This is a genomic window from Rhodopseudomonas sp. B29, assembly GCF_000333455.1.
Taxonomy (GTDB): Bacteria; Pseudomonadota; Alphaproteobacteria; order Rhizobiales; family Xanthobacteraceae; genus Rhodopseudomonas.
In genome coordinates this window covers 1-22326 of the sequence record NZ_BADD01000250.1, presented here as the reverse complement: position 1 = coordinate 22326, position 22326 = coordinate 1, and the positions used below count along the sequence as shown (strand labels likewise).

Sequence of the window (22326 nt, the reverse complement as noted above, 5' to 3'; positions counted from 1 at the left end):
AATCCTCGTTGCGGCCCACTTTGCGCCAGGTCGTCGGGTCGTTCGGGTTGCGGGCCGACTTCTCGACGGTGTCGGCGGGCGCGAGCGAGACGTTGGCGAAGGCCATTTCGTCTTCGCCGGTGTCGGGATTGGCCTTGTGGGCCTCCATCGGCGGCAGCTCCTGCGGCTGCTCCGGCGGAATGATCTCGACCCGCATCAGCTGCGCGGTGACGGCCTCGCGCAGATGCGCGCTCATCTCCTGGAAGAGGTTGAAGGCCTCGGACTTGTACTCCTGCAGCGGATCGCGCTGGCCGTAGCCGCGCAGGCCGATGACGTTGCGCAGATGATCGAGCATCACCAGGTGCTCGCGCCACAGATGGTCGAGGGTCTGCAGCAGGATGGTCTTCTCGGCGTAGCGCAGAACGTCCGGGCCCCACTGCGCCACCTTGGCGGCCATGTGCTCGTCGAAGACCTTCTCGAGGCGCGAGATCAGCTCCTCGTCGGCGATGCCTTCTTCCTTGGCCCATTCGTCGACCGGAATGTCGAGGCCGACGACGCGCTGCAGCTCTTCCTTGAGACCGGCGACATCCCACTGCTCCGCGTAGGCGTGCTCGGGAACGTGCTTGGCGACCAAGTCCTCGATGAAGGTGTGGCGCATGTCGGTGACGGTTTCGACGACGCTGTCTTCCTGCATCAGCTCGACGCGCTGATCGAAGATCACCTTGCGCTGATCGTTCTGGACGTCGTCGAACTTGAGCAGATTCTTGCGGATGTCGAAGTTGCGCGCCTCGACCTTCTGCTGCGCCTTCTCCAGCGCCTTGTTGATCCACGGATGGATGATGGCTTCGCCTTCCTTGAGGCCGAGCCGGGTCAGCATGGTATCGAGCTTGCCCGAGCCGAAGATCCGCATCAGATCGTCTTCGAGCGACAGGAAGAACTTGGAGCGGCCGGGGTCGCCCTGACGGCCGGAACGGCCGCGCAGCTGATTGTCGATGCGCCGGCTTTCATGGCGCTCGGAGCCGATGATGTAGAGACCACCGGGACGCTTCGCGGTCTTGGCCGGCTTGCCGCCCTTGGCGGGCTCGATCTCGATCTCGTCCTCGGCCTTCAGCACGATCTCGCGGAAGCGTTCGATATCGGCCTTGATCTGCTCGATACGCTGGGCCTTCTCGGCCTCGTCGGTGATATCCGACGTCTCCTGCAGGATGCGCATCTCCAGCGAGCCGCCGAGTTTGATGTCGGTACCGCGGCCGGCCATGTTGGTGGCGATGGTGATGGCGCCCGGCACGCCGGCTTCGGCGACGATATAGGCTTCCTGCTCGTGGAAGCGGGCGTTCAGCACCGCGAACAGCTTGGCCGGCTTACCGACGCGGGCGGCGGCGTAGAGCTTCTCCATGCCCTTCGGATCGGTGAAGTCGATCTGCTTGTAGCCGGCCTTCTTCAGAACCTCGGCCAGCACTTCGGACTTCTCGATCGAGGCGGTGCCGACCAGCACCGGCTGCATGCGCTTGTTGGCGCGCTCGACCTCGGCCAGGATCGCCGCGTACTTCTCCTGCTGAGTGCGATAGACCTCGTCGTCCTCGTCGATACGCGACACCGGCAGGTTGGTGGGGATCTCGACGACTTCGAGCTTGTAGATGTCGAAGAACTCGTCCGCTTCGGTCGCCGCCGTACCGGTCATGCCGGCGAGCTTGGAATACATGCGGAAGTAGTTCTGGAAGGTGATCGACGCCAGCGTCTGGTTCTCGGGCTGAACGGTGACGTGTTCCTTGGCTTCGAGCGCCTGATGCAGGCCCTCCGAATAGCGCCGGCCCGGCATCATGCGGCCGGTGAACTCGTCGATGATCACCACCTCGTCGTTACGGACGATGTAGTCCTTGTCGCGCTGGAACAGCGTATGGGCGCGCAGCGCCTGGTTGACGTGATGCACCACCGAGACGTTCTCGACGTCGTACAGCGACTCGCCGCGGAGCTGGCCGGCGTCGCCGAGCAGCCGCTCGATCTTCTCCATGCCGGCTTCGGTCAGCGTCACGCTGCGCTGCTTCTCGTCGACTTCGTAGTCGGACTTGTCGAGCCGCGGGATGAAGGTGTCGATGGTGTTGTAGAAATCCGAGCGGTCGTCGAGCGGCCCGGAGATGATCAGCGGGGTGCGGGCTTCGTCGATCAGGATCGAGTCGACTTCGTCGACGATCGCGAAGTTATGGCCGCGCTGGACCATATCCTCCAGCCGGTACTTCATGTTGTCGCGCAGATAATCGAAGCCGTATTCGTTGTTGGTGCCGTAGGTGATGTCGCACGCATAGGCGGCCTGGCGCTGGGCGTCGTCGAGGCCGTGCACGATAACGCCGGTGGTCATGCCGAGGAACCCGTAAATCTGGCCCATCCAGCCGGAGTCGCGCTTGGCCAGGTAGTCGTTGACGGTGACGACATGCACGCCCTTGCCGGACAGCGCGTTCAGATACACCGCCAGGGTGGCGACGAGGGTCTTACCTTCGCCGGTCTTCATCTCGGCGATGTCGCCCTCGTGCAGCACCATGCCGCCGATCAGCTGCACGTCGAAATGGCGCTGGCCGAGCGTGCGCTTGGCGGCTTCGCGGACGGTGGCGAAGGCCGGCACCAGAAGGTCGTCGAGCGACTTGCCGGCGGCGATCTCGGCGCGAAATTCTGCGGTACGGGCTTTCAGCGCCTCATCGGACAGCGCCACCAGCTCCGGCTCCAGAGCATTGATGGCCGCAACTCGCGATTGGTAGCCCTTGACCCGGCGGTCGTTAGCGGAGCCGAAGAGTTTGCGGGCGAGCGCGCCGATCATTACGAGCGTCCTGTCGTTGCAATGTGGTGGGGCAGCCGTGATGCCGGCGCCGAGCCACTATCAACTCATCGTGACGCCCAGATGCCGTGCCCCGACATTTATCAGGATACAGGCGCTGCGCGAAAGGATTGGTATCCAGCGATCCCGGGACCGGCGACCCGGCCGCAGCCGCATCAAGCGGCGGCCCGACCAGGGCCCGCGGCCGCAGAGATATGGTTGAGGTAGTGGGTTGTCAACGCGCGAACCCTTCAGGGATTTCATCATTTTGACAGAGTTTTCACGTTGCCAAGGCACCGCGTTTGGGTGACTGTCCGCCGCCTGCGACACCCCGGCATTCCAGATTTCAAGGATTTTACATGACACCTGTGTCATTCATCACCACACGCGGCCTGCGCGGCCTCGTGCTCGGCACCGCGCTGGCCGGCAGCCTGGCGTTCGCTTTTGCGGCCGGCTCGGCCGTTCGCGCCGAGGACGCCGATCCGGTGCTCGCCAAGGTGAACGGCGCCGAGATCCACCAGAGCGATGTGGCGCGCGCCGAGGAAGAGCTCGGGCCGAGCCTGGCGCAGATGGACCCGGCAACCAAGAAGGAAAACGTGCTTTCCTTCCTGATCGACATGAAGATTGTCGCCAAGGCCGCCGAAGACAAGAAGATCCAGGATACGCCGGAGTTCAAGAAGCGCCTGGAATTCGCCCGTAACCGCCTGCTGATGGACGACCTCCTCGCCGCTCAGGGCAAGGCCGCCACCACCGACGAGGCGATGAAGAAGGTCTATGACGACGCCGCCAAGCAGATCTCCGGCGAGCAGGAAGTCCACGCCCGTCACATCCTGGTCGAGACCGAGGACGAGGCCAAGGCGATCGAGGCCGAGCTGAAGAAGGGCGCGGACTTCGCCACGCTGGCGAAGAGCAAGTCCAAGGACCCGGGCGCCTCCGACGGCGGCGATCTCGGCTTCTTCACCAAGGACCAGATGGTGCCGGAATTCTCGGCCGTCGCCTTCAAGCTCGAGCCCGGCCAGATCTCCGATCCGGTCAAGACCCAGTTCGGCTGGCACATCATCAAGGTCGAAGAGAAGCGCAACCGCAAGCCGCCGAGCTTCGATCAGGTCAAGCCGCAGATCGAGCAGTACGTCACCCGCAAGGCGCAGTCCGACTACGTCAATCAGCTGCGCCAGAGCGCCAAGATCGAGCGCATGGACCAGCCGGCCGCCAAGCCCGACGATGCGGCCAAGCCTGCGGACGCTGCGAAGCCCGACGCAGCCAAGCCGGATGCGGCGAAGACTCCGGCGGCCAAGAAGTAAGCGTCTTTTACGACTAAGCAGATGCAAACGGCCGGGCCTGTCCCGGCCGTTTTTATTTTGCTGCGCCCTGGCTAGGCGGTCGCCACAAGTACAGCCTCATGGTGAGGAGCCCAGCGTAGCTCGAAGAGCGTAGCTGGGCGTCTCGAACCATGGCCGCAGGCACCCGTGGCCTCATCCTCCGAGACGCTTCGGCATCGCCCTGTCGGGCGACGCCGAATCTCCTCAGGATGAGGTTTCAGTGCACTTGGCGGAGCAGCTCGCCGGCAGTTCGCGAACTACACAGTCTTCTCCGGCCACCTGCACAGATCGTTGATCAGGCAGACTTCGCAGCGCGGCTTGCGGGCCAAGCAGGTGTAGCGGCCGTGCAGGATCAGCCAGTGATGCGCGTGCTGCATGAATTCGGCCGGGATCACGCGTTCGAGCTCGAGCTCTACAGCGAGCGGAGTATCGCCGGGCGCCAGCCCGGTACGATTGCCGACCCGGAACACATGCGTATCGACCGCCATGGTCGGCTGCCCGAACGCCATGTTGAGCACCACGTTGGCGGTCTTGCGGCCGCGCCCCGGCAGCGTCTCGAGCGCTTCGCGTGTGTTCGGCACCTCCCCACCAAAGTCGGTGATGAGCTTTTGCGATAGCGCAATCACGTTCTTGGCCTTGGTGCGAAACAAGCCGATGGTCTTGATGTAGTCGCGTAGTTCGTCTTCGCCGAGCGCCAACATCTTCTGCGGCGTGTCGGCGACGGCGAACAAACTACGCGTGGCCTTGTTGACCCCGGCGTCGGTCGCCTGCGCCGACAACACCACGGCGACCAGCAGTGTGAACGGATTGAGATGTTCGAGTTCGCCCTTCGGCTCCGGGTTGGCTTTGGCGAAACGGGTGAAGGCTTCGCGGACCTCGGCCGCGCTCCAGCGGCGCACGGCCCGGGTCGCCGTGCCGGCAACGGATTTGGACGGCTTGCGGCTCGCCACGGCTTTGGCGCGGGCTTTCGGCGCAGCCTTTTTGGGTGCACGCAGCGACTTGGGCTTCGGTGCCGCAACGGCTTTGGACGGCTTGGCCGCCTTTTTGGTCGTCGAACGGGGGGCTGGGCCGGCTACGCGGCGGGTGATATTCGGCATGGCTTGGGTGTGATGGTCCGCAAATGACTCGTCAGGCAGACACCGATCTTGGTCCGGATTCGCCGCAGCCGAAACTGTTTTCGGCCTGCCTGCGGCCGCATCGCGCCTTGAGTCACAAGGCTTTTCTGGTGCTGATGGCGATGGTCGGCACGATCAGCTTCGCCGCGGGGCTGATGTTCTGGATGCTCGGCGCCTGGCCGGTGTTCGGCTTCTTCGGCCTCGACGTGCTGGCGCTCTATATCGCCTTCCGGGTGAGCTTCGCCCGCGGCCGCGCCACTGAAGAAATCCTGATGACTCCCAGCGAGTTACGCGTCCGCCGGACGTCTCACCGTGGCCACGTGATGGAGTGGGTGTCGAACCCGCTATGGGTGCGGCTGGAGAAAATCGTCCACGCCGAATTCGGCATCGAGCGACTGTATCTGGTCTCCTCGGGCCGCCGGGTGAGCATCGCGAGCTTCCTTGGCGCCGACGAAAAGGCGAGCTTCGCCAAGGCCTTGACCAGCGCACTCGAAACCGCGCGACGCGGCGTCAGCTACTCGCGCTGAGCCGGCAAAACGGGTGGCGGCGGGGCGGACGTCGCGTATCATCGCCGCATGACCGATCTCGCGCTCGCCGACCATCGCCCCGTCCGTCCCAGCCCCCGCGACGCCGCGCTCGCCGATTACGATTGCGTGCGCCGGGCCATCGGCTTCATCTCGCAAAAATGGAAGGCCCAGCCGACCATCGACGCCATCGCCGATGCGGCCGGACTGACGGCCGACGAACTCCACCATCTGTTTCGCCGCTGGGCCGGGCTGACGCCGAAGGCCTTCATGCAGGCGCTGACGCTGGACCACGCCAAGACGCTGCTGCGCGATTCCGCCAGCGTGCTGGATGCGGCGCTCGACTCTGGACTATCGGGGCCGGGCCGGTTGCACGATCTGTTCGTCACCCACGAGGCGATGTCGCCGGGCGAATGGAAGAGCGGCGGCGCCGGCCTCGTCATGCGCTACGGCTTTCATCCCTCGCCGTTCGGCAGCGCCGTGGTCATCGCCACCGATCGCGGCCTCGCCGGTCTCGCCTTTGCCGATCCGGGCGAGGAGCAGGCAGCGTTCGTCGACCTGCAGCAGCGTTGGCCGCGCGCCACCTATGTCGAAGACCCCGCCGCAACTGCGCCGCTGGCGCGGCGCATCTTCGATCCGGCGCAGTGGCGCGCCGAGCAGCCGCTGCGCGTGGTGCTGATCGGCACCGATTTCGAAGTCCGGGTCTGGGAGACGCTGCTGAAAATCCCGCTCGGCAAGGCGGTGTGCTACTCGGACATCGCGGCGAAACTCGCCTCGCCCAAAGCCTCGCGCGCCGTCGGCGCCGCAGTCGGCAAGAACCCGATCTCGTTCGTGGTCCCCTGCCACCGCGCCCTCGGCAAAGGCGGCGCCCTCACCGGCTATCACTGGGGCCTGACCCGCAAGCAGGCAATGATCGGCTGGGAAGCGGGGCGGCTGGAGAGTTAGTTAGTCGCGAGCTAACAAGCGCCGCCGCTCATACGGGCCTCATCCTGAGGAGCGGCCTTTAGGCCGCGTCTCGAAGGATGAATTGCGTAGCACATGGTTCGAGACGCCCGGCTTCGCTACGCTACGCCGGGCTCCTCACCATGAGGGTTTCGTGTGGCGGCGCTTAGCGAGGCCGATCAAGCCAGATCCACCACCGACGCCACGGTCGAGTCCGCGTTGAGCCGGTACACCACCGGCGCGCCGGTGCCGAGTTCGCGCTTGAGGATCTGCTCGGGGGTGAGCTTCTCCAGCACCATGATCAGCGCGCGCAGCGAATTGCCATGCGCCGCCACGATGGTACGCTCGCCGCGCAGCACGCCGGGCAGGATCTCCTGCACGTAGTAGGGCAGCGTGCGAGCCAGCGTATCCTTCAGGCTCTCGCCGCCGGGCGGTGGCACGTCGTAGGAGCGGCGCCAGATCAGCACCTGCTCCTCGCCCCATTTCTTGCGGGCGTCGTCCTTGTTGAGGCCCGACAAGTCGCCGTAGTCGCGCTCGTTCAGCGCGAGGTTCTTGGTCGTCTTAAGCCCCGTCTGGCCGAGCTCAGCGAGCATCAGTTCGAGCGTGGTCTGCGCGCGGGTCAGCGCCGAGGTGTAGGCGACGTCGAACGACAGGCCTTCCGCCTTGAGCTTGGCGCCGGCGGCCTTGGCCTCGGCGATGCCCTTCTCGGTCAGGCCCGGGTCTTTCCAGCCGGTGAACAGGTTCTTGAGATTCCATTCGCTCTGGCCGTGACGCACCAGCACAAGAAGACGATCACTCATTGATACTTCCGCCTTGAATGAGAACTTGGAATTGAGATCGGACCTAGATGTCGGACAGCCCCAGCACGTCCATCATCGAATACAGGCCCGGCGACTTGCCGTGGGCCCAGCGCGCAGCTTTCAGCGCGCCGTGGGCGAAGATCATGCGGTCCTCGGCCTTGTGGCTGAGTTCGATGCGCTCATAGGGGCCGGCGAAGATCACGCTGTGATCGCCGGTGACGGTGCCGCCGCGCAGCGCCGCGAAGCCGATATCGCCGGTCCGCCGCGCGCCGGTGACGCCGTCGCGGCCGCGGGCCGAATGCTGATCGAGCTCGATGCCCCGCCCGGCCGCGGCCGCGTCACCCAGCAGCAGCGCGGTGCCGGACGGCGCGTCGATCTTGGCGCGGTGGTGCATCTCGACGATCTCGATGTCGAACGAGTCGTCGAGCGACTGCGCGACGCGCTTGGTGATCGCCGCCAGCAGATTGACGCCGAGGCTCATATTGCCGGACTTCACCACCACGGCCTGTTTGGTGACGCTGTGGATCACCGCGTTGTCGGAGGCCGTCAGGCCGGTGGTGCCGATGACATGCACGATGCCGCGCTGCGCCGCGATCGCCACGTTGGCGATGGTGGCGGCCGGCACGGTGAAATCGATGATGCCATCGGCCTTGGCCGACAGTGCCCACAGATCGGCGCAGAGCTTGACGCCGTTCTCCGGCAGACCGGCGAGCACGCCGGCATCCTTGCCGAGCAGCTCCGAGCCCGGCGCCTCGAGTGCGCCCGCCAGCACGACGCCTTTGGTGTCGCTGATGGCGCGCGTCAAAGCGCGGCCCATCCGGCCGCCGGCTCCGGCAACGATCAGACGCATATCGGACATCGGCTCACATCCTTGTTTCAAGGCGCGGTATAGCGGCGCGACAACAACGCGGCAACTCACCGAACGGCAGAGCCGTCGCGCAACCGCGGGTCAGCCCGGCTGCGGGCCGTCGTAGCCCTCGATGATGATCAAATCGCTCTCCGAAAAGGGGGCACGTGCCTTGATCAGCGCCTGGTATTCCGGAGAGTGAAAGCAGGCCAGCGCGGTGGCGTAGTCCTTGAATTCGATCACCACGTTGCGGCTGCGCGAGGTGCCTTCGGCGGTCTCGAAAGTTCCGGCGCGGACCAGGAACCGGGCGCCGTATTTGGCGAACACCGCACCGTTGTGAGCGACGTAGTCGCGCTTGTAGCCGTCGAGATCGTGTACGTCGACCCGCGCCACCCAGTAACCCTTCGGCATTCTCGAACTCCTTGTTAACTAAGCGCGAGCCTGTGCGATCTCGGCGACGATGGCATCGGCGGCTTGTTTTGGATCGGCCGCGCTGGTGATCGGGCGGCCGACGACCAGATAGCTGGCGCCCGCGGCGATCGCCTTGGCGGGCGTCATGATGCGCTTCTGATCGTCGCTGGCGGCGCCCGCCGGCCGGATGCCGGGGGTGACCAGCACCATATCGGGGCCGACGATGCCGCGCAGATGTGCGGCTTCCTCGGGCGAACACACCAGCCCGTCGACGCCGATCGCCAGCGCCTGGCGCGCCCGCGCTTCGACCAGATCGCGCACGCCGAGGCCATAGCCGGCGTCGCGCAGATCGGCATCGTCGTAGGACGTCAGCACCGTAACGGCGAGGATCTTGACGCCCGAGCTGCCGCGGGCCGCCACGGCGGCCTTCATGGTCTGCGGATAGGCATGCACGGTGAGAAACGTCGCGCCGAGATGGCCGAGGCTTTCGACGCCGCCCGACACGGTGTTGCCGATATCGTGCAGCTTGAGATCGATGAACACCTTCTTGCCGGCACCGACCAGCGCGCGCGCCAGCGGCAGGCCGCCCGCATAGGCCAGCTGATAGCCGATCTTGTAGAAGCCGACGCTGTCGCCGAGCCGGTCGACCATGGCTTCGGCGATCCGGAGATCGGGCAGGTCGAGCGCGACGATCAGCCGGTCGCGGTCACTGCTGTCGGCATCAGCCATTTGGTCTCATCTCATCTGCTGGGCGAATTCGATCAGTTGCCGCACCATGGCGCGCAGCGCGCTGCTGTCGGCCGCGTGTTTGAGGCGGTCGTTGTCGTCATAGGCTTCGTGCGCGAACGACAGCGCGAGTTGATTGGGGATCACCGGCGCGCGGCAGCTGGACAGGATCAGCCGCAGCGCGGCGAGGCAGCGCGAGCCGCCGAGCTTGCCCTCGGACGCCGCGGCGAGCGCAAATGCGCGCTCGCGAAACACCTGGCCCTGAGACTCACCCGGATCCTCGACGCGCGTCACCCAGTCGATCGCATTCTTGAGCAGCGGCGGCGGCGCCGAGTTGTATTCCGGGCTGACGATCAGCACGCCCTGATGCGCGCCGATCATCCGCTTGAGATTGATCGCGTGCATCGGCACGCCCGACTTGGCCTCGAAGTCGGCGTCGTAGATCGGCAGCGGATAGTCCGCGAGCGACAGCCGCGTCACCTCGACATCGGCGCGCACGAATTCATGCGCGGCCGCGGCGGCGAGACGCACATTGTGCGAGCCGGTGCGCAGCGAGCCAGGGATGATGAGGATCTTCACCGCCGCCATCGGCCGATATCCTTCAAGAACGCCAGTCGGGACGCGTCCTGTTTAGCGGCTGAGCCGCCAGAGCACATCGGAATTTTGCGGGATAGGTGCGGGAGAAGTGGCAGCGCTCAGCGCTTGCGATAGACCCAGACCCGGGCGGGCGGGATGTTCATCCAGATTCGCTCGGAGGCCTCGGTGTCGACGCCGGGGAGCGATTTGGGGATGGGCGGCGCGACCGAATAGGTGAACTGCACGAACGGCGCGCCAGGCTCGAGCAGGTTGAACGCATCGCGGACGAGTTTCATCCGCGTCAGCATCGGCTTGGTGACCAGCGGCAGGCCCGAAACGATGGCTGTCGCCGGCTCCGGCAACACCTTCCACATCGTGTCGCGCAGCCGATAGGCGTCGCCCTGCACCACCTTGGCCTGCGGATAGCGCTCGCGCAGCAATGCGCAAAAGCCGGGATCGAACTCGAGCAGCACCAGCCGTTTGGGGTCGACGCCATGATCGATCAGGGCGGAGGTGATGGCCCCGGTGCCGGGCCCGAGTTCAACGACCGGTCCGGTCGAGTCGACATCGACATATTGGGCCATGGTGCGGGCCAGAAACTTGCCCGACGGCATCACCGCACCCATGTGCAGCGGCTTCTCGATCCAAGACCGCAGGAAGCGGACCTCGTCGTCGAGACGTGCCGGCTTCTTCAACGCGCGGGCGGATGAGTGCATAGTCATCTTACTTCCCAACCGGGGAATAACGCGGCCCAGTGTCAAATTTTTTGTTACATCAACAACTATAGGCCCGATCCCAGGCGGTCAAGCCGACCGTTAGGGGGTACTCGCTCGTGCTCCGAAGAAGTCCTTCACTTTCGCGAAGAAACCCACCGCCTCGGGTTGGGGTTGCACCGGACGATAGTTTTTTCGAACTCGGCAAGCAACTCTTGCTGTTTCTTGGTCAAATTTTGCGGCGTCTCGACGGCGACCTGCACGTACATGTCGCCGACCTGCCGCGAACGCAGAACCGGCATGCCCTTGCCGGCGATGCGGAAGCGCCGGCCGGTCTGGGTACCGGACGGGACTTTGACCTTCGACTTGCCGCGATCGATCGTCGGCACTTCGAATTCGCCGCCGAGCGCCGCAGTCACCATCGAGATCGGCACGCGGCAGTGCAGGTCGGCGCCGTCGCGCTGGAAGATGGCGTGGCTGGCGACCGAGAGGAAAATGTAGAGATCGCCGGGCGGCCCGCCGCGCACGCCGGCCTCGCCTTCGCCGGCGAGGCGGATGCGGGTGCCGTCCTCGACGCCTTGCGGGATGTTGACCGACAGCGAGCGCTCCTTGGTGACGCGGCCGGAGCCGGTGCAGGACGGGCACGGATCTTCGATGGTCTGGCCGCGGCCCTGGCAGCTCGGGCAGGTGCGCTCCAGCGTGAAGAAGCCCTGAGCCTGGCGGACGCGGCCGGCGCCGCCGCAGGTCGAACAGGTCTTCGGCTTGGTGCCGGCCTTGGCGCCGCTGCCGGAGCAGGACTCACACGTCACCGAGACCGGAATTTCGATCTGCGCGGTCTTGCCCTTGAAGGCGTCCTCAAGGCTGATTTCCATGTTGTAGCGCAGGTCGGCGCCGCGCTCGCGACCGGTGCCGCGGCCGCGCTGCCCGGCCATGCCGAACAGGTCTTCGAAGATATCCGAGAACGAGGTGGCGAAACCGGCGCCGAAGCCCGGGCCACCACCGCCACCGAAGCCGCCCTGCTCGAACGCCGCATGGCCATAGCGGTCATAGGCGGCGCGCTTGTCGCCGTCCTTGAGCACCTCGTAGGCTTCGTTGATTTCCTTGAACCGCACCTCGGCAGTGTTGTCGCCCGGATTGCGATCCGGGTGCCACTTCATCGCCAGTTTGCGAAAGGCGCTCTTGAGCGTGGAGTCGTCGGCGCTGCGCTCGACTTCGAGGGTTTCGTAGTAGCAACGCTTGGTGGTGGACATCCGTCAAACCTGCCCGACTTCGATACGATGTTGGCGGACTTATTTCGGCGAAGTCATGCGGCTTTCATGCCGCGTCGTCCACCGTATCTGCCCGACAAAAACAACCCCCACCTGTTGGCCGCGTGATGCGATCGACAGATGGGGGCATGGTCTGCGTGCGGCGTACCTCGCGGATTACGCCGACTTCTTCTTGTCGTCGTCGACCTCGGTGAACTCGGCGTCGACGACGTCGTCCTGGGCGGCGTGCTTGGCCGCGTCGGACTCGGCCTGCTGCGTGTACATCGCTTCGCCGAGCTTCATCGAAGCCTGGGCCAGGGTGTTGGTCTTGGCCTTGATGGCCTCGGCGTCGTCACCCTTCAGCGCTTCGCGCAGATCGCTGAGCGCATCCTCGATGGCACGGCGCTCGGGCTCGGCGACCTTCGAACCGTGCTCGGCCAGCGCCTTCTCGGTGGAATGCACCAGCGCGTCGGCATGGTTCTTGGCGTCGACCGCCTCGCGGCGCTTCTTGTCCTCGGCAGCGTTGGCCTCGGCGTCCTTGACCATCTTGTCGATGTCTGAATCCGACAGACCACCCGAGGCCTGGATGCGGATCTGCTGCTCCTTGCCGGTCGCCTTGTCCTTGGCCGAGACGTTGACGATGCCGTTGGCGTCGATATCGAACGTCACCTCGATCTGAGGCATGCCGCGCGGCGCCGGCGGAATGCCCATCAGGTCGAACTGGCCCAAGATCTTATTATCGGCCGCCATCTCGCGCTCGCCCTGGAAGACCCGGATGGTGACCGCGTTCTGATTGTCTTCAGCGGTCGAGAACACCTGGCTCTTCTTGGTCGGGATCGTGGTGTTGCGATCGATGATGCGGGTGAACACGCCACCCAGCGTCTCGATACCCAGCGATAGCGGGGTGACGTCGAGCAGCAGCACGTCCTTGACGTCGCCCTGCAGCACGCCGGCCTGAATCGCCGCGCCGATCGCCACGACTTCGTCCGGGTTGACGCCCTTGTGCGGCTCCTTGCCGAACAGCTGCTTCACCACTTCCTGGACCTTCGGCATGCGGGTCATGCCGCCGACCAGCACCACTTCGCCGATCTCGCCGGCGGTGAGGCCGGCATCCTTCAGCGCCTTGCGGCACGGCTCGATCGTCCGCTGCACCAGATCGTCGACCAGCGCTTCGAACTTGGCGCGGGTCAGCTTCATGGTCAGATGCTTCGGACCGGACTGGTCCGCGGTGATGAACGGCAGGTTGATCTCGGTCTGGGTGGTCGACGACAGCTCGATCTTGGCCTTTTCGGCGGCTTCCTTCAGCCGCTGCAGCGCCAGCTTGTCGTTGCGCAGGTTGATGCCCTGCTCCTTCTGGAATTCGTCGGCCAGGTAGTTGACCAGACGCATGTCGAAGTCTTCACCGCCCAGGAAGGTGTCGCCGTTGGTCGACTTCACTTCGAACACGCCGTCGCCGATTTCCAGCACCGAGACGTCGAAGGTGCCGCCGCCGAGGTCGTACACCGCAATCGTGCCGCTCTTGGCCTTGTCGAGGCCATAGGCCAGCGCAGCCGCGGTCGGCTCGTTGATGATGCGCAGCACTTCGAGGCCGGCGATCTTGCCGGCGTCCTTGGTGGCCTGACGCTGGGCGTCGTTGAAGTAAGCCGGGACGGTGATGACCGCTTGGTCGACCTTCTGGCCGAGATGCGCCTCGGCGGTCTCTTTCATCTTCTGCAGGATGAAAGCGGAGACCTGCGAGGGCGAATAGGTTTTGCCGTCGGCCTCGACCCAGGCGTCGCCGTTGCCGGCCTTGACGATCTTGTAGGGAACGAGACCCTTGTCCTTCTCGACCATCGGATCGTCGTAGCGCCGTCCGATGAGACGCTTCACGGCGAAGAAGGTGCGCTCGGGATTGGTGACTGCCTGGCGCTTGGCCGGCTGGCCGACCAGCCGCTCACCCTCGTCGGTGATGGCGACGATCGACGGGGTCGTACGCATGCCCTCGGCGTTCTCGATCACTTTCGCCGATTTGCCATCCATTACGGCGACGCACGAATTCGTGGTGCCGAGGTCGATGCCGATGACCTTTCCCATGGTCCTTACATCCTTTCGTTGCGGCGAGTTGGATGGGCCCTGACGGCGCTCCAACCAAACCCCCAATATCAAATACTCGCGATTTTGCGGTGGTGAGGCTCATATAGGAGGGGGGGTCGGGGCCGCAAGGACCGGCTGCGGCAATGTTGGCGAAATCCTTGCGCGCCAACGCATCCTGGCCGCCGGCGGGGTGCGCCGCAGCGGGCTGCGATTGCGCTTGACGCGGCGATGCGGCTTGATCAGGTGGTCGCCGGCAAGTCTGGTCGCGGCGGATGCGAACCGCTGGCGGCGACCCAGCCGAATGCCCCTGGACGAGCGGCCGCCGATCATCGAACGGCCTCAATGCGGGACCACTAGACCAGCACATGAAACAGATAGCACGCCTGTTCGCCGCCACGCTTTTGGCGGCCTCGTTGCAGACCGCCATGGCCGGCCTCAGCTACGCCGCCGAGCCGATTTTTCCGCGGGCGATCCGCGTCGGCATGACGCCGATGCCGGGGCTCAGCGAGTCCAAGTCGTTCCTGGGCTTCGAATCTGCCGACCACGGCGTCAAAGTGTTGGTGGCCGAGTTGCCGGGCCCGGCCTACGAACAGGTCGATGCAGCCTTCAAGGCGGCGCCCGACGGATCGCTCGGCAAGATCAAGCCGGAGAGCATCGAGACCGCCGCCGGCAAGGGCTACTACACCGCCGAAGACGCCACCGACGGGCCCGACAAGGTCCGGCGCTATTCGCTGATCGTCCCAGGCGGCAAGGGCTTTTCCGGCTATGTGGCGGTGCAGGTCGCCGCCGTCGAGGCCAACACCTATTCGGACGACGCGGTCAAGAAAATGATGGCGAGCGTCGCGGTGCGCCAGCAGGTGCCGGTCGCCGAGCAGGTCGCCCAGATGCCGTTCACTGTCGGCGAGCTCGCCGATTTCAAGACGGTGCGGACGCTGGCGCCCGGCGCCGCGCTGCTGCTGGCCGATGGCGACGACGACAAGGGCGTCGAAGCCGCGCCCTTCATGGTGCTGGGCCTGATCGGCTCGGTGCCGGAGCAGACCGATGACCGCGCCCGTTTTGCGCAGCAATCGGCCGCCGCGATCCCCGGACTGCGCGACGCCAAGGTCACGGTGTCCGAGCCGATCCGCATCGATGGCTCGCCCGGCTTCGAGACCCGCATCGACGCCGTCAGCGGCAAGGACAATACGCCGGTGACGGTGGTGCAATGGCTTCGCTTCGGCGGCGCCAACGTGGCCATGCGGGTGATCGGCTCGTCGCCGAAAGACCAATGGGAAAGCGCATTTCCGCGTTTCCGCAAGGTGCGCGACGGTCTCAAGGGGCGCGGCTGATTACCGTGCTGAACCTGCCGTGCTGAGCGCGGCGGCAGCGACTGCGAACGCAATCAGCAGCGCGGCCTCTTTACGGCCCTTCGAGCCGTTGGTGTAGTCGCGCCCGGCCTGTATAGCCGGAGCCCGCATGACCGCCCCCGATTCCCGCAGCGAGACTGCGCTCGCGCCCACCGATGCCCGCGCGGTGCTGGTGGTAGTCGATGTGCAGAACGATTTTCTACCCGGCGGCAGCCTCGCCGTTCAGGACGGCCACGCCGTGGTGCCGGTGATCAACAGACTGGCCGGCCAATTCACCCATGTGGTGATCACGCAAGACTGGCACACGCCCGGCCACATCTCATTCGCCTCGAGCCACGCCGGCAAGCAGCCGTTCGAAACCACGACGCTCGCCTATGGGACGCAGGTTTTGTGGCCGGATCACTGCATCCAGGGCAGCGAGGGCGCCGCATTGGCGGCCGACCTCGCCATTCCGCACGCCCAGCTGATCATCCGCAAGGGCTTCCACCCGGGTGTCGACAGCTACTCGGCCTTCATGGAAGCCGACCGCACGACTTCGACCGGGCTGGCCGCCTACCTGAAGGCGCGGGGCCTCAGCAGGGTTTTCGTCACCGGGCTTGCGACCGATTTCTGCGTCGCCTGGACCGCGCTGGATGCGCGGCAGGCGGGCTTCGAGACATGGGTGATCGAGGATGCGTGCCGGGCGATCGATGCCGACGGCTCGCTGACCAAGGCCTGGTCGGACATGACCGCGGCCGGGGTCGGGCGCATCCGCGCCGCAGACCTCGGCTAAGCGCTCAGTTCGTCCCCGGAGTCGGCTCCGATGCGGCAGGCGCCGCCTTGGCGCCGCCCTTGGAGACGCCGACCAGCGCAGGACGCAGCACGCGGTCGCCGATGGTGAAGCCGGCCTGAACCACCTGCACCACGGTGCCGGCCGGTACCGACGCATCCGGCACCTCGTACATCGCCTGCTGGAAGTTCGGATCGAACTTCTGGCCCTGCGGGTCGAAGCGTTTGACGCCGTTCTTCTCCAGCGCATTGAGCAGCGACCGCTCGGTGAGTTCGACGCCTTCGATCAGCGCCTTGAGGCCCGCTTCGGCATTGGCGCGCGATTCGGCCGGCACCGCATCGAGCGCGCGCTGCAGATTGTCGGCGATATCCAGCACGTCGCGGGCGAACGCCGTGACCCCATAGGTGCGGGCATCGGCGACTTCCTTCTGGGTGCGCCGGCGAAGATTCTCCATCTCGGCCAGCGTGCGCAGCATCTTGTCGCGCGCCTCAGCGGCTTCCTTCACCAGGGCTTCGTTGGCACCCTCTTCGGGGTCGTCGGGCATGATGTACGGCTTGGAAACCACCGGCTCGCCCTGGGCGGTCTGGTCCGGAGTGTCCTTGTGTCCGTCGGAATCGGTCATCACGCTACCTTTTGAAAATCACACGTCGATTTGCGGGGTTAGGGCGGGATATCGGGGTTTGCGCCGCGAAAATCAAGCGCAGCGGCCCCACATCCGCCGCCGCCCGGCATCAGCCGCCGAGCATCTGGCTCATGATCCGCGCTGTGTAGTCGACCATCGGGATCACCCGCGCATAGTTCAGCCTGGTCGGGCCGATGACGCCGAGCACGCCGACGATATGGCCGGCGCCGTCGCTATAGGGCGCGATGATGGTGGAAGAGCCCGACAGCGAGAACAGCTTGTTCTCCGAGCCGATGAAGATGCGCACGCCCTCGGCGCGTTCGGCGCGGCCGAGCAGATCGACCACGCCGCGCTTGGTTTCGAGATCGTCGAACAACAACCGCACACGCTCGAGATCTTCGAGCGCATGCAGATCTTCGAGCAGATTGGCGTGGCCGCGCACGATCAGTTGCCGCTCGTCGCCATTGCCGCCCGACCAACTGGCAACGCCGGCTGCGATCACCTTCTGGGTCAGCTGATCCAGCTCGGCCTTGTCCTGCGACAGCAGGTTTTCCAGCTCGACGCGAGCGTCGGCCAGCGTGCGCCCGCGGATCCGCGTATTCAGATAGTTGGAGGCTTCGGTCAGCGCCGAGGACGGGACGCCCGGTGGCAGCGGCAGCACGCGGTTTTCGACCTGGCCGTCTTCGGCCACCAGGATCACCAGCGCGCGCTCCGGTTCGAGCCGGACGAATTCGATGTGCTTGAGCCGGACGTTGGTCTTGGCGGTGAGCACCACCGCGGCGGCGCGCGTCAGCCCCGACAGCCGGGTCAACGCCTCGCCGAGCGCGGCCTCGACCGATTGCGCCCGGCCGACCGAAGAGAGCTGCGCCTGGATCGACTGACGCTCCGGTTCGGTGAGGTCGCCGACCTGCATCAGGGCGTCGACGAAGAAACGCAGCCCGAGCTCGGTCGGCAGCCGGCCCGCCGAGGTGTGCGGCGCATAGATCAGCCCGAGATGTTCGAGATCGGCCATGACGTTACGCACCGAGGCGGGCGACAGCGGCACCGAAATCAAGCGGGAGATGTTGCGCGAGCCGACCGGCTCGCCGGTCGCCAGATAGCTTTCGACGATCTGCCGGAAAATCTCCCGCGAGCGTTCGTTGAGCTGGGCCAGCCCGGCATTGGGGGCGATCAGGCCGATCGGGTCGTGGTGAGCCAAGATTCTCCTCCTGCAGCCTGCCTAATCTGTCGTCGCTCGGCTCTGGATACAAGCCAGTGGGGCGAAGCCGGTTGCCCTTGGGGCCACGCGCCCCTAAAAGCACGCGACTTTCGATTTCCCGACTTCGATGGAGGACTTCCCATGCGGCCGAGCCGCCGTGCGCCCGACGAATTGCGTCCCGTGACGCTGGAACGCGGCGTCGTGAAATATGCCGAAGGCTCCTGCCTGGTGAAGTTCGGCGACACTCACGTGCTGGTCACCGCAACGCTGGAAGACCGGCTGCCGCCGTGGCTGAAGGGCCAGGGCCGCGGCTGGGTGACGGCCGAATACGGCATGCTGCCGCGCGCCACGCTGGAACGCACCCGCCGCGAGGCTTCGGCCGGCAAGCAGAACGGCCGTACCGTCGAGATTCAGCGCCTGATCGGCCGCTCGCTGCGCGCCATCGTCGACCTGCAGGCGCTCGGCGAACGCCAGATCACGGTCGATTGCGACGTGCTGCAGGCCGATGGCGGCACCCGGACCGCCTCGATCACCGGCGCCTGGGTGGCGCTGGCCGACTGCCTGAACTGGATGAAGGCGCGTAACATGACCAAGGGTCAGGTGCTGCGCGACAACGTCGCGGCGATCTCCTGCGGCATCTACAACGGCACGCCGGTGCTCGATCTCGATTACGCCGAGGACTCCGAAGCCGAAACCGATGCCAACTTCGTCATGACCGGTGACGGCCGCATCATCGAAGTGCAGGGCACCGCCGAAAAGACCCCGTTCACCCAGGACGAGTTCCTCAACCTGATGGCGCTGGCCCAGAAGGGCGTGGCGCGGCTGGTCGATCTGCAGAAGATGGCGGTGGGGTGAGTCGTTCCTGCCACCCATTCGCGGTGCGTTCTGCGCTATCCTGAGGCCACCATGCACCGACGAATCACCGGCCAGCTCGTGATCGCGACCCACAATCCCGGCAAGCTCGCCGAGATGCGCGAGCTGCTGGCGCCCTACGGCATTCAGGCGGTGTCGGCTGGCGAACTGGGGCTCGGCGAGCCGGAGGAAACCGGCGACACGTTCCAGGCCAACGCCCGGATCAAGGCCGAAGCCGCCGCGCAGGCGGCGAAGCTGCCGGCCTTCGCCGACGACTCAGGGCTTGCTGTCGAGGCGCTGGATGGCGCGCCCGGCATCTATTCGGCGCGCTGGGCCGGCCCGAACAAGGATTTCGGCGCCGCCATGGCGCAGATCGAGCGGCTGCTGCAGGAGCGCGGCGCCACCACGCCGGCGCAGCGCAAGGCGCATTTCGTTTCGGCGCTGTGCGTCGCCTGGCCGGACGGTCATGTCGACGACGTCGAGGCGCGCGCCGACGGCACGCTGGTCTGGCCGCCGCGCGGCACCGCCGGCTTCGGCTACGATCCGATGTTTCTGCCCGACGGCTTCGATCGCACTTTCGGCGAAATGACCAGTATCGAGAAGCACGGCCTGCCGCCGCTCGGCCTAGGCCTGTCGCACCGCGCCAAGGCGTTCGTCAAACTGGCGGAGATCTGCCTTGCCGGCTAACTCCGATCAGGCCTTTGGCGTTTACGTACATTGGCCGTTCTGCCTGTCGAAGTGCCCGTATTGCGACTTCAACAGCCACGTCCGCCACGCCGCGATCGACGAGGAGCGTTTCGCCCGCGCCTTTGCGCGAGAGATCGCGACCACCGCCGAACGCACCGGCCCGCGCGAAGTCACGTCGATCTTCCTCGGCGGCGGCACGCCGTCGCTGATGCAGCCGCAGACGGTCGGCGCGGTGCTGGACGCGATCGGCAAGCACTGGCGCGTCGCGCCTGACGCGGAAGTAACCCTCGAGGCCAATCCGACCAGCGTCGAGGCCACGCGCTTCCGCGGTTATCGGGCCGCGGGCGTCAATCGCGTGTCGCTCGGCGTCCAGGCTCTCGATGACGCCTCTCTGAAATCGCTCGGACGCCTCCACACCGCGCAGGAGGCCATGGATGCCGTGGCGATCGCGCGCTCGGCGTTCGATCGCTACTCGTTCGACCTGATCTACGCGCGGCCCGACCAGACGCCGGCGATGTGGGAGGCCGAACTACGCGTCGCTATCGGCGAGGCGGCCGAGCATCTGTCTTTGTATCAGCTCACCATCGAGCCGGAGACGCCGTTCTACGCGATGCACCGCGCCGGCAAGCTGAAGACGCCGGACGAAAATCTCGCGCGCGCGCTGTACGATGTCACGCAGGCGACCTGCGCCGAGCTCGGCCTGCCGGCTTACGAGATTTCCAACCACGCCCGTCCCGGCGCGGAGTGCCGGCATAATCTCGTGTACTGGCGCGGCCAGGAATATGCCGGCGTCGGCCCCGGCGCGCATGGAAGGCTCGACATCGGCGGCGTGCGCCACGCGACAGCCACCGAGCGCCGGCCGGAGAGCTGGCTGATGCGCGTCGAAGCCTGCGGCCAGGGCGTCATCACCGACGACAACCTCAACAGCGAAGAGCGTGCCGACGAATTCCTGCTGATGGGGCTGCGGCTCGCCGAAGGCATCGACCCGCAGCGCTATCAGGCGCTGTCGGGCCGCTCGCTCGACCCGGCCCGCATCGCACTGCTCCTCGACGAAGGCGCCATCGCGGTCGGCGCCGATGGACGACTGCGCGTGACGCAGGCCGGCTTCCCGGTGCTCGACGCCGTAGTGGCCGATCTGGCGGCGTAGCCGGCTATCCACCGATCCACAAGGATTCGATCCCGCCGTCGCGGAGGCCGAAGCGATAGGTCAGTCGCGCCGGGCTGCCGGGAAAGTCGCCCTCCACCGCGGCGGTTACTACAGCCGTCTGACCGACCTGCTCGATCGTCAGCGGCTCCATCTGCATCTGGTACTTGTCGAGCGCCGCCCGCTTCCACGCAGCGATCGCTTCGCGGCCACGATAAATTTTGCCTTCATCATGAACCTGAGCGTCGACCGTGAAGGCGGCGGCGACGGCCTGCGGTTCACGGGAGTTGGAGCTGACGAAGTAAGCATCGATCGGGGCAGGAAGCGAAACGGTCATGGATCTTCTCTCGGGACTCGAATGGGCCGCGTGATTGCGACGCGAAAGAGCTGGCCCTAAGGTGCGCCCATGACAAGAACGGACCAGAAAGTCGGTGACTTACCTCGAAGTAATCCCGACCACACGCCGCTGACCGCGGCGGACGGAATCGCGGCCGCGCTTCGCCTGCTCGAAGGCCGTTGGAAAATCCTGATCCTGTTTCATCTGTTCGGCGGCCGCACGCTGCGCTTCTCCGAACTGGAACGATTGGTCGCCGGCGTTTCGCAGAAGATGCTGACTCAGCAATTGCGGCAGTTGGAGGCCGACGGCATCGTCGCTCGCACCGTGTACCCGGAAGTGCCGCCGAAAGTGGAGTACCGCTTGACCGCCTGGGGCCAGTCGCTCTGCCCGGCGCTCGACGCGCTGCTGGGCTGGATCGAGCACAAGCCCTGACCGGCCCCGAATATCCTCAGGCCCCGAAACTCTTCGGCGATCCCGCCACCGGCTGCGGGCCGCCGGCCGCCGCGCGCATCACGGCGAGGCCGCGTTCGTTGGTGCCGTCGGCGCGGAAGCGGAACAGGCCGTCGATGCCGGTGAAGCCGGACGGATTCGTCAGCACTTCGGCGGTGAAGCGCTGACCGGGCTGCGCGCGGGCCAGCGCGGCGATCAGCGCCACCGCGTCGTAAGCAAGCGTTGCGGTGCGCACCGGATCCTGGCCGTATTTGGCGCGGTAACGGCCCGAGAAGGCGCGGAAGCCCGACGGATCGGGCGCGGCGAACAAACCGCCCTGCAGCGCCGGGGTGGCGAACACCCGCGGATTGTCCCACAGCCCGGTGCCGAGTAATTGCACACGCTTCAGATCGGCGCCCGCTGCTGTGAGTGCATCGGCCACGCCGGCCAGAGCATCACCGTCGTCGGCGAGCAGCAGCGAATCCGCATTGGCCAGCCCTTGCGCAACGCTGCGGGCGGGGCCGGCGCGATCGGCGCCGTAGCGCTCGAACACGGCCACACGGCCGTTGAGCCGGCTGACCTGCTGCTTGAACGCGGCTTCGACCACGTTGCCATAGGCATTGTCCGGCACCATCGCGGCGTAAGAGCGCTTCCCGACGCTGGACGCGTAGCTGATGATCCGGTTGACGTCGGACTCGGGCAGGAAGCTCAGCAGAAACACCCCGCGGCCGGCGACGCTCGCATCGGTCGAGAACGCCACCACGGTGATGCCGCGCGCCCGGGCCACCTGGGCGGCGGCGGGCACGGAGGCGGCGAACAACGGTCCCAAGATGATCTCGGCGCCTTCGTCGATCGCCTGCTGTG

General features: G+C 66.0%; 22 protein-coding genes and 1 pseudogene. 9 read left to right on the top strand and 14 right to left on the bottom strand.

Going from position 1 to position 22326, the window contains the following annotated elements; translation table 11 throughout:
• Positions 1-2788, bottom strand: a 2788-nt coding sequence (gene secA / locus I5M_RS09220) for a preprotein translocase subunit SecA (RefSeq protein WP_022721134.1), incomplete at its 3' end; no start/stop codon positions are given.
• A 356-nt stretch (positions 2789-3144) separates the two neighbouring features.
• Here secA and I5M_RS09215 point away from each other — a divergent pair.
• Positions 3145-4086, top strand: a complete 942-nt coding sequence (locus I5M_RS09215) for a peptidylprolyl isomerase (protein WP_031335940.1) — start codon at positions 3145-3147, stop codon at positions 4084-4086.
• 275 nt (positions 4087-4361) lie between these two features.
• Here I5M_RS09215 and nth read toward each other — a convergent pair whose 3' ends face one another.
• Positions 4362-5201, bottom strand: coding sequence for an endonuclease III (nth, locus tag I5M_RS09210; RefSeq protein ID WP_022721132.1), 840 nt, complete (start codon positions 5199-5201; stop codon positions 4362-4364).
• A 23-nt stretch (positions 5202-5224) separates the two neighbouring features.
• Here nth and I5M_RS09205 point away from each other — a divergent pair, with 23 nt between their 5' ends.
• A complete protein-coding gene (locus tag I5M_RS09205; RefSeq protein ID WP_022721131.1) occupies positions 5225-5746 on the top strand; it encodes a DUF2244 domain-containing protein in 522 nt (173 codons plus the stop codon).
• A 48-nt stretch (positions 5747-5794) separates the two neighbouring features.
• Positions 5795-6688, top strand: a complete 894-nt coding sequence (locus I5M_RS09200; protein WP_022721130.1) for a bifunctional helix-turn-helix domain-containing protein/methylated-DNA--[protein]-cysteine S-methyltransferase — start codon at positions 5795-5797, stop codon at positions 6686-6688.
• A gap of 176 nt (positions 6689-6864) precedes the next feature.
• Here I5M_RS09200 and I5M_RS09195 read toward each other — a convergent pair whose 3' ends face one another.
• From I5M_RS09195 to dnaK, 8 genes and pseudogenes are all read right to left on the bottom strand, one after another.
• A complete protein-coding gene (locus I5M_RS09195) occupies positions 6865-7485 on the bottom strand; it encodes a 2,3-bisphosphoglycerate-dependent phosphoglycerate mutase (protein ID WP_022721129.1) in 621 nt (206 codons plus the stop codon).
• 43 nt (positions 7486-7528) lie between these two features.
• The gene (gene dapB, locus I5M_RS09190) at positions 7529-8344 is read right to left on the bottom strand and encodes a 4-hydroxy-tetrahydrodipicolinate reductase (RefSeq protein ID WP_022721128.1); all 816 of its coding nucleotides are present in this window, start codon (positions 8342-8344) and stop codon (positions 7529-7531) included.
• 90 nt (positions 8345-8434) lie between these two features.
• Complete coding sequence (locus I5M_RS09185; RefSeq protein WP_022721127.1) at positions 8435-8743, bottom strand: DUF1330 domain-containing protein; 309 nt, start codon at positions 8741-8743, stop codon at positions 8435-8437.
• An 18-nt stretch (positions 8744-8761) separates the two neighbouring features.
• On the bottom strand, positions 8762-9472 hold the full coding sequence (pyrF, locus tag I5M_RS09180; RefSeq protein WP_022721126.1) for an orotidine-5'-phosphate decarboxylase: 711 nt from the start codon (positions 9470-9472) through the stop codon (positions 8762-8764).
• 6 nt (positions 9473-9478) lie between these two features.
• Positions 9479-10057 (bottom strand): NADPH-dependent FMN reductase, encoded by a 579-nt coding sequence (locus I5M_RS09175; RefSeq protein WP_022721125.1) that lies wholly within the window; start codon positions 10055-10057, stop codon positions 9479-9481.
• Between the two features lie 107 nt (positions 10058-10164).
• The gene (locus I5M_RS09170) at positions 10165-10767 is read right to left on the bottom strand and encodes a class I SAM-dependent methyltransferase (RefSeq protein ID WP_022721124.1); all 603 of its coding nucleotides are present in this window, start codon (positions 10765-10767) and stop codon (positions 10165-10167) included.
• Between the two features lie 93 nt (positions 10768-10860).
• A pseudogene (gene dnaJ, locus I5M_RS29425) lies at positions 10861-12008 on the bottom strand (molecular chaperone DnaJ).
• Between the two features lie 174 nt (positions 12009-12182).
• A complete protein-coding gene (gene dnaK, locus I5M_RS09160; RefSeq protein ID WP_022721123.1) occupies positions 12183-14078 on the bottom strand; it encodes a molecular chaperone DnaK in 1896 nt (631 codons plus the stop codon).
• A gap of 365 nt (positions 14079-14443) precedes the next feature.
• Between dnaK and I5M_RS09155 the strand changes: the two genes are divergently transcribed.
• Both I5M_RS09155 and pncA read left to right on the top strand, forming a co-directional pair.
• Positions 14444-15406 (top strand): hypothetical protein, encoded by a 963-nt coding sequence (locus I5M_RS09155; RefSeq protein WP_022721122.1) that lies wholly within the window; start codon positions 14444-14446, stop codon positions 15404-15406.
• 127 nt (positions 15407-15533) lie between these two features.
• Positions 15534-16196, top strand: coding sequence for a bifunctional nicotinamidase/pyrazinamidase (pncA, locus tag I5M_RS09145; RefSeq protein WP_022721120.1), 663 nt, complete (start codon positions 15534-15536; stop codon positions 16194-16196).
• 4 nt (positions 16197-16200) lie between these two features.
• Here the strand turns inward: pncA and grpE are convergent, their stop codons facing one another.
• Positions 16201-16815, bottom strand: a complete 615-nt coding sequence (gene grpE, locus I5M_RS09140) for a nucleotide exchange factor GrpE (protein ID WP_031335939.1) — start codon at positions 16813-16815, stop codon at positions 16201-16203.
• Between the two features lie 109 nt (positions 16816-16924).
• Positions 16925-18013, bottom strand: a complete 1089-nt coding sequence (gene hrcA, locus I5M_RS09135) for a heat-inducible transcriptional repressor HrcA (protein WP_022721118.1) — start codon at positions 18011-18013, stop codon at positions 16925-16927.
• A 141-nt stretch (positions 18014-18154) separates the two neighbouring features.
• Between hrcA and rph the strand changes: the two genes are divergently transcribed.
• The 3 genes from rph to hemW are packed head-to-tail and all read left to right on the top strand — an operon-like array spanning position 18155 to position 20699.
• On the top strand, positions 18155-18868 hold the full coding sequence (gene rph / locus I5M_RS09130) for a ribonuclease PH (protein WP_022721117.1): 714 nt from the start codon (positions 18155-18157) through the stop codon (positions 18866-18868).
• Between the two features lie 51 nt (positions 18869-18919).
• Positions 18920-19552 (top strand): RdgB/HAM1 family non-canonical purine NTP pyrophosphatase, encoded by a 633-nt coding sequence (gene rdgB, locus I5M_RS09125; RefSeq protein ID WP_022721116.1) that lies wholly within the window; start codon positions 18920-18922, stop codon positions 19550-19552.
• A complete protein-coding gene (hemW, locus tag I5M_RS09120) occupies positions 19542-20699 on the top strand; it encodes a radical SAM family heme chaperone HemW (protein WP_022721115.1) in 1158 nt (385 codons plus the stop codon). Before rdgB ends, hemW begins: the two co-directional genes overlap by 11 nt.
• 4 nt (positions 20700-20703) lie before the next feature.
• Here hemW and I5M_RS09115 read toward each other — a convergent pair whose 3' ends face one another.
• The gene (locus I5M_RS09115) at positions 20704-21033 is read right to left on the bottom strand and encodes a nuclear transport factor 2 family protein (protein ID WP_022721114.1); all 330 of its coding nucleotides are present in this window, start codon (positions 21031-21033) and stop codon (positions 20704-20706) included.
• Positions 21034-21102: 69 nt separating this feature from the next.
• Between I5M_RS09115 and I5M_RS09110 the strand changes: the two genes are divergently transcribed.
• Entirely contained in the window at positions 21103-21465 is a 363-nt protein-coding gene (locus I5M_RS09110) for a helix-turn-helix domain-containing protein (protein WP_022721113.1), read from the top strand.
• Positions 21466-21481: 16 nt separating this feature from the next.
• Here the strand turns inward: I5M_RS09110 and I5M_RS09105 are convergent.
• Positions 21482-22326: penicillin-binding protein activator (locus I5M_RS09105; protein ID WP_022721112.1), on the bottom strand; the 845-nt coding region annotated here is incomplete at its 5' end.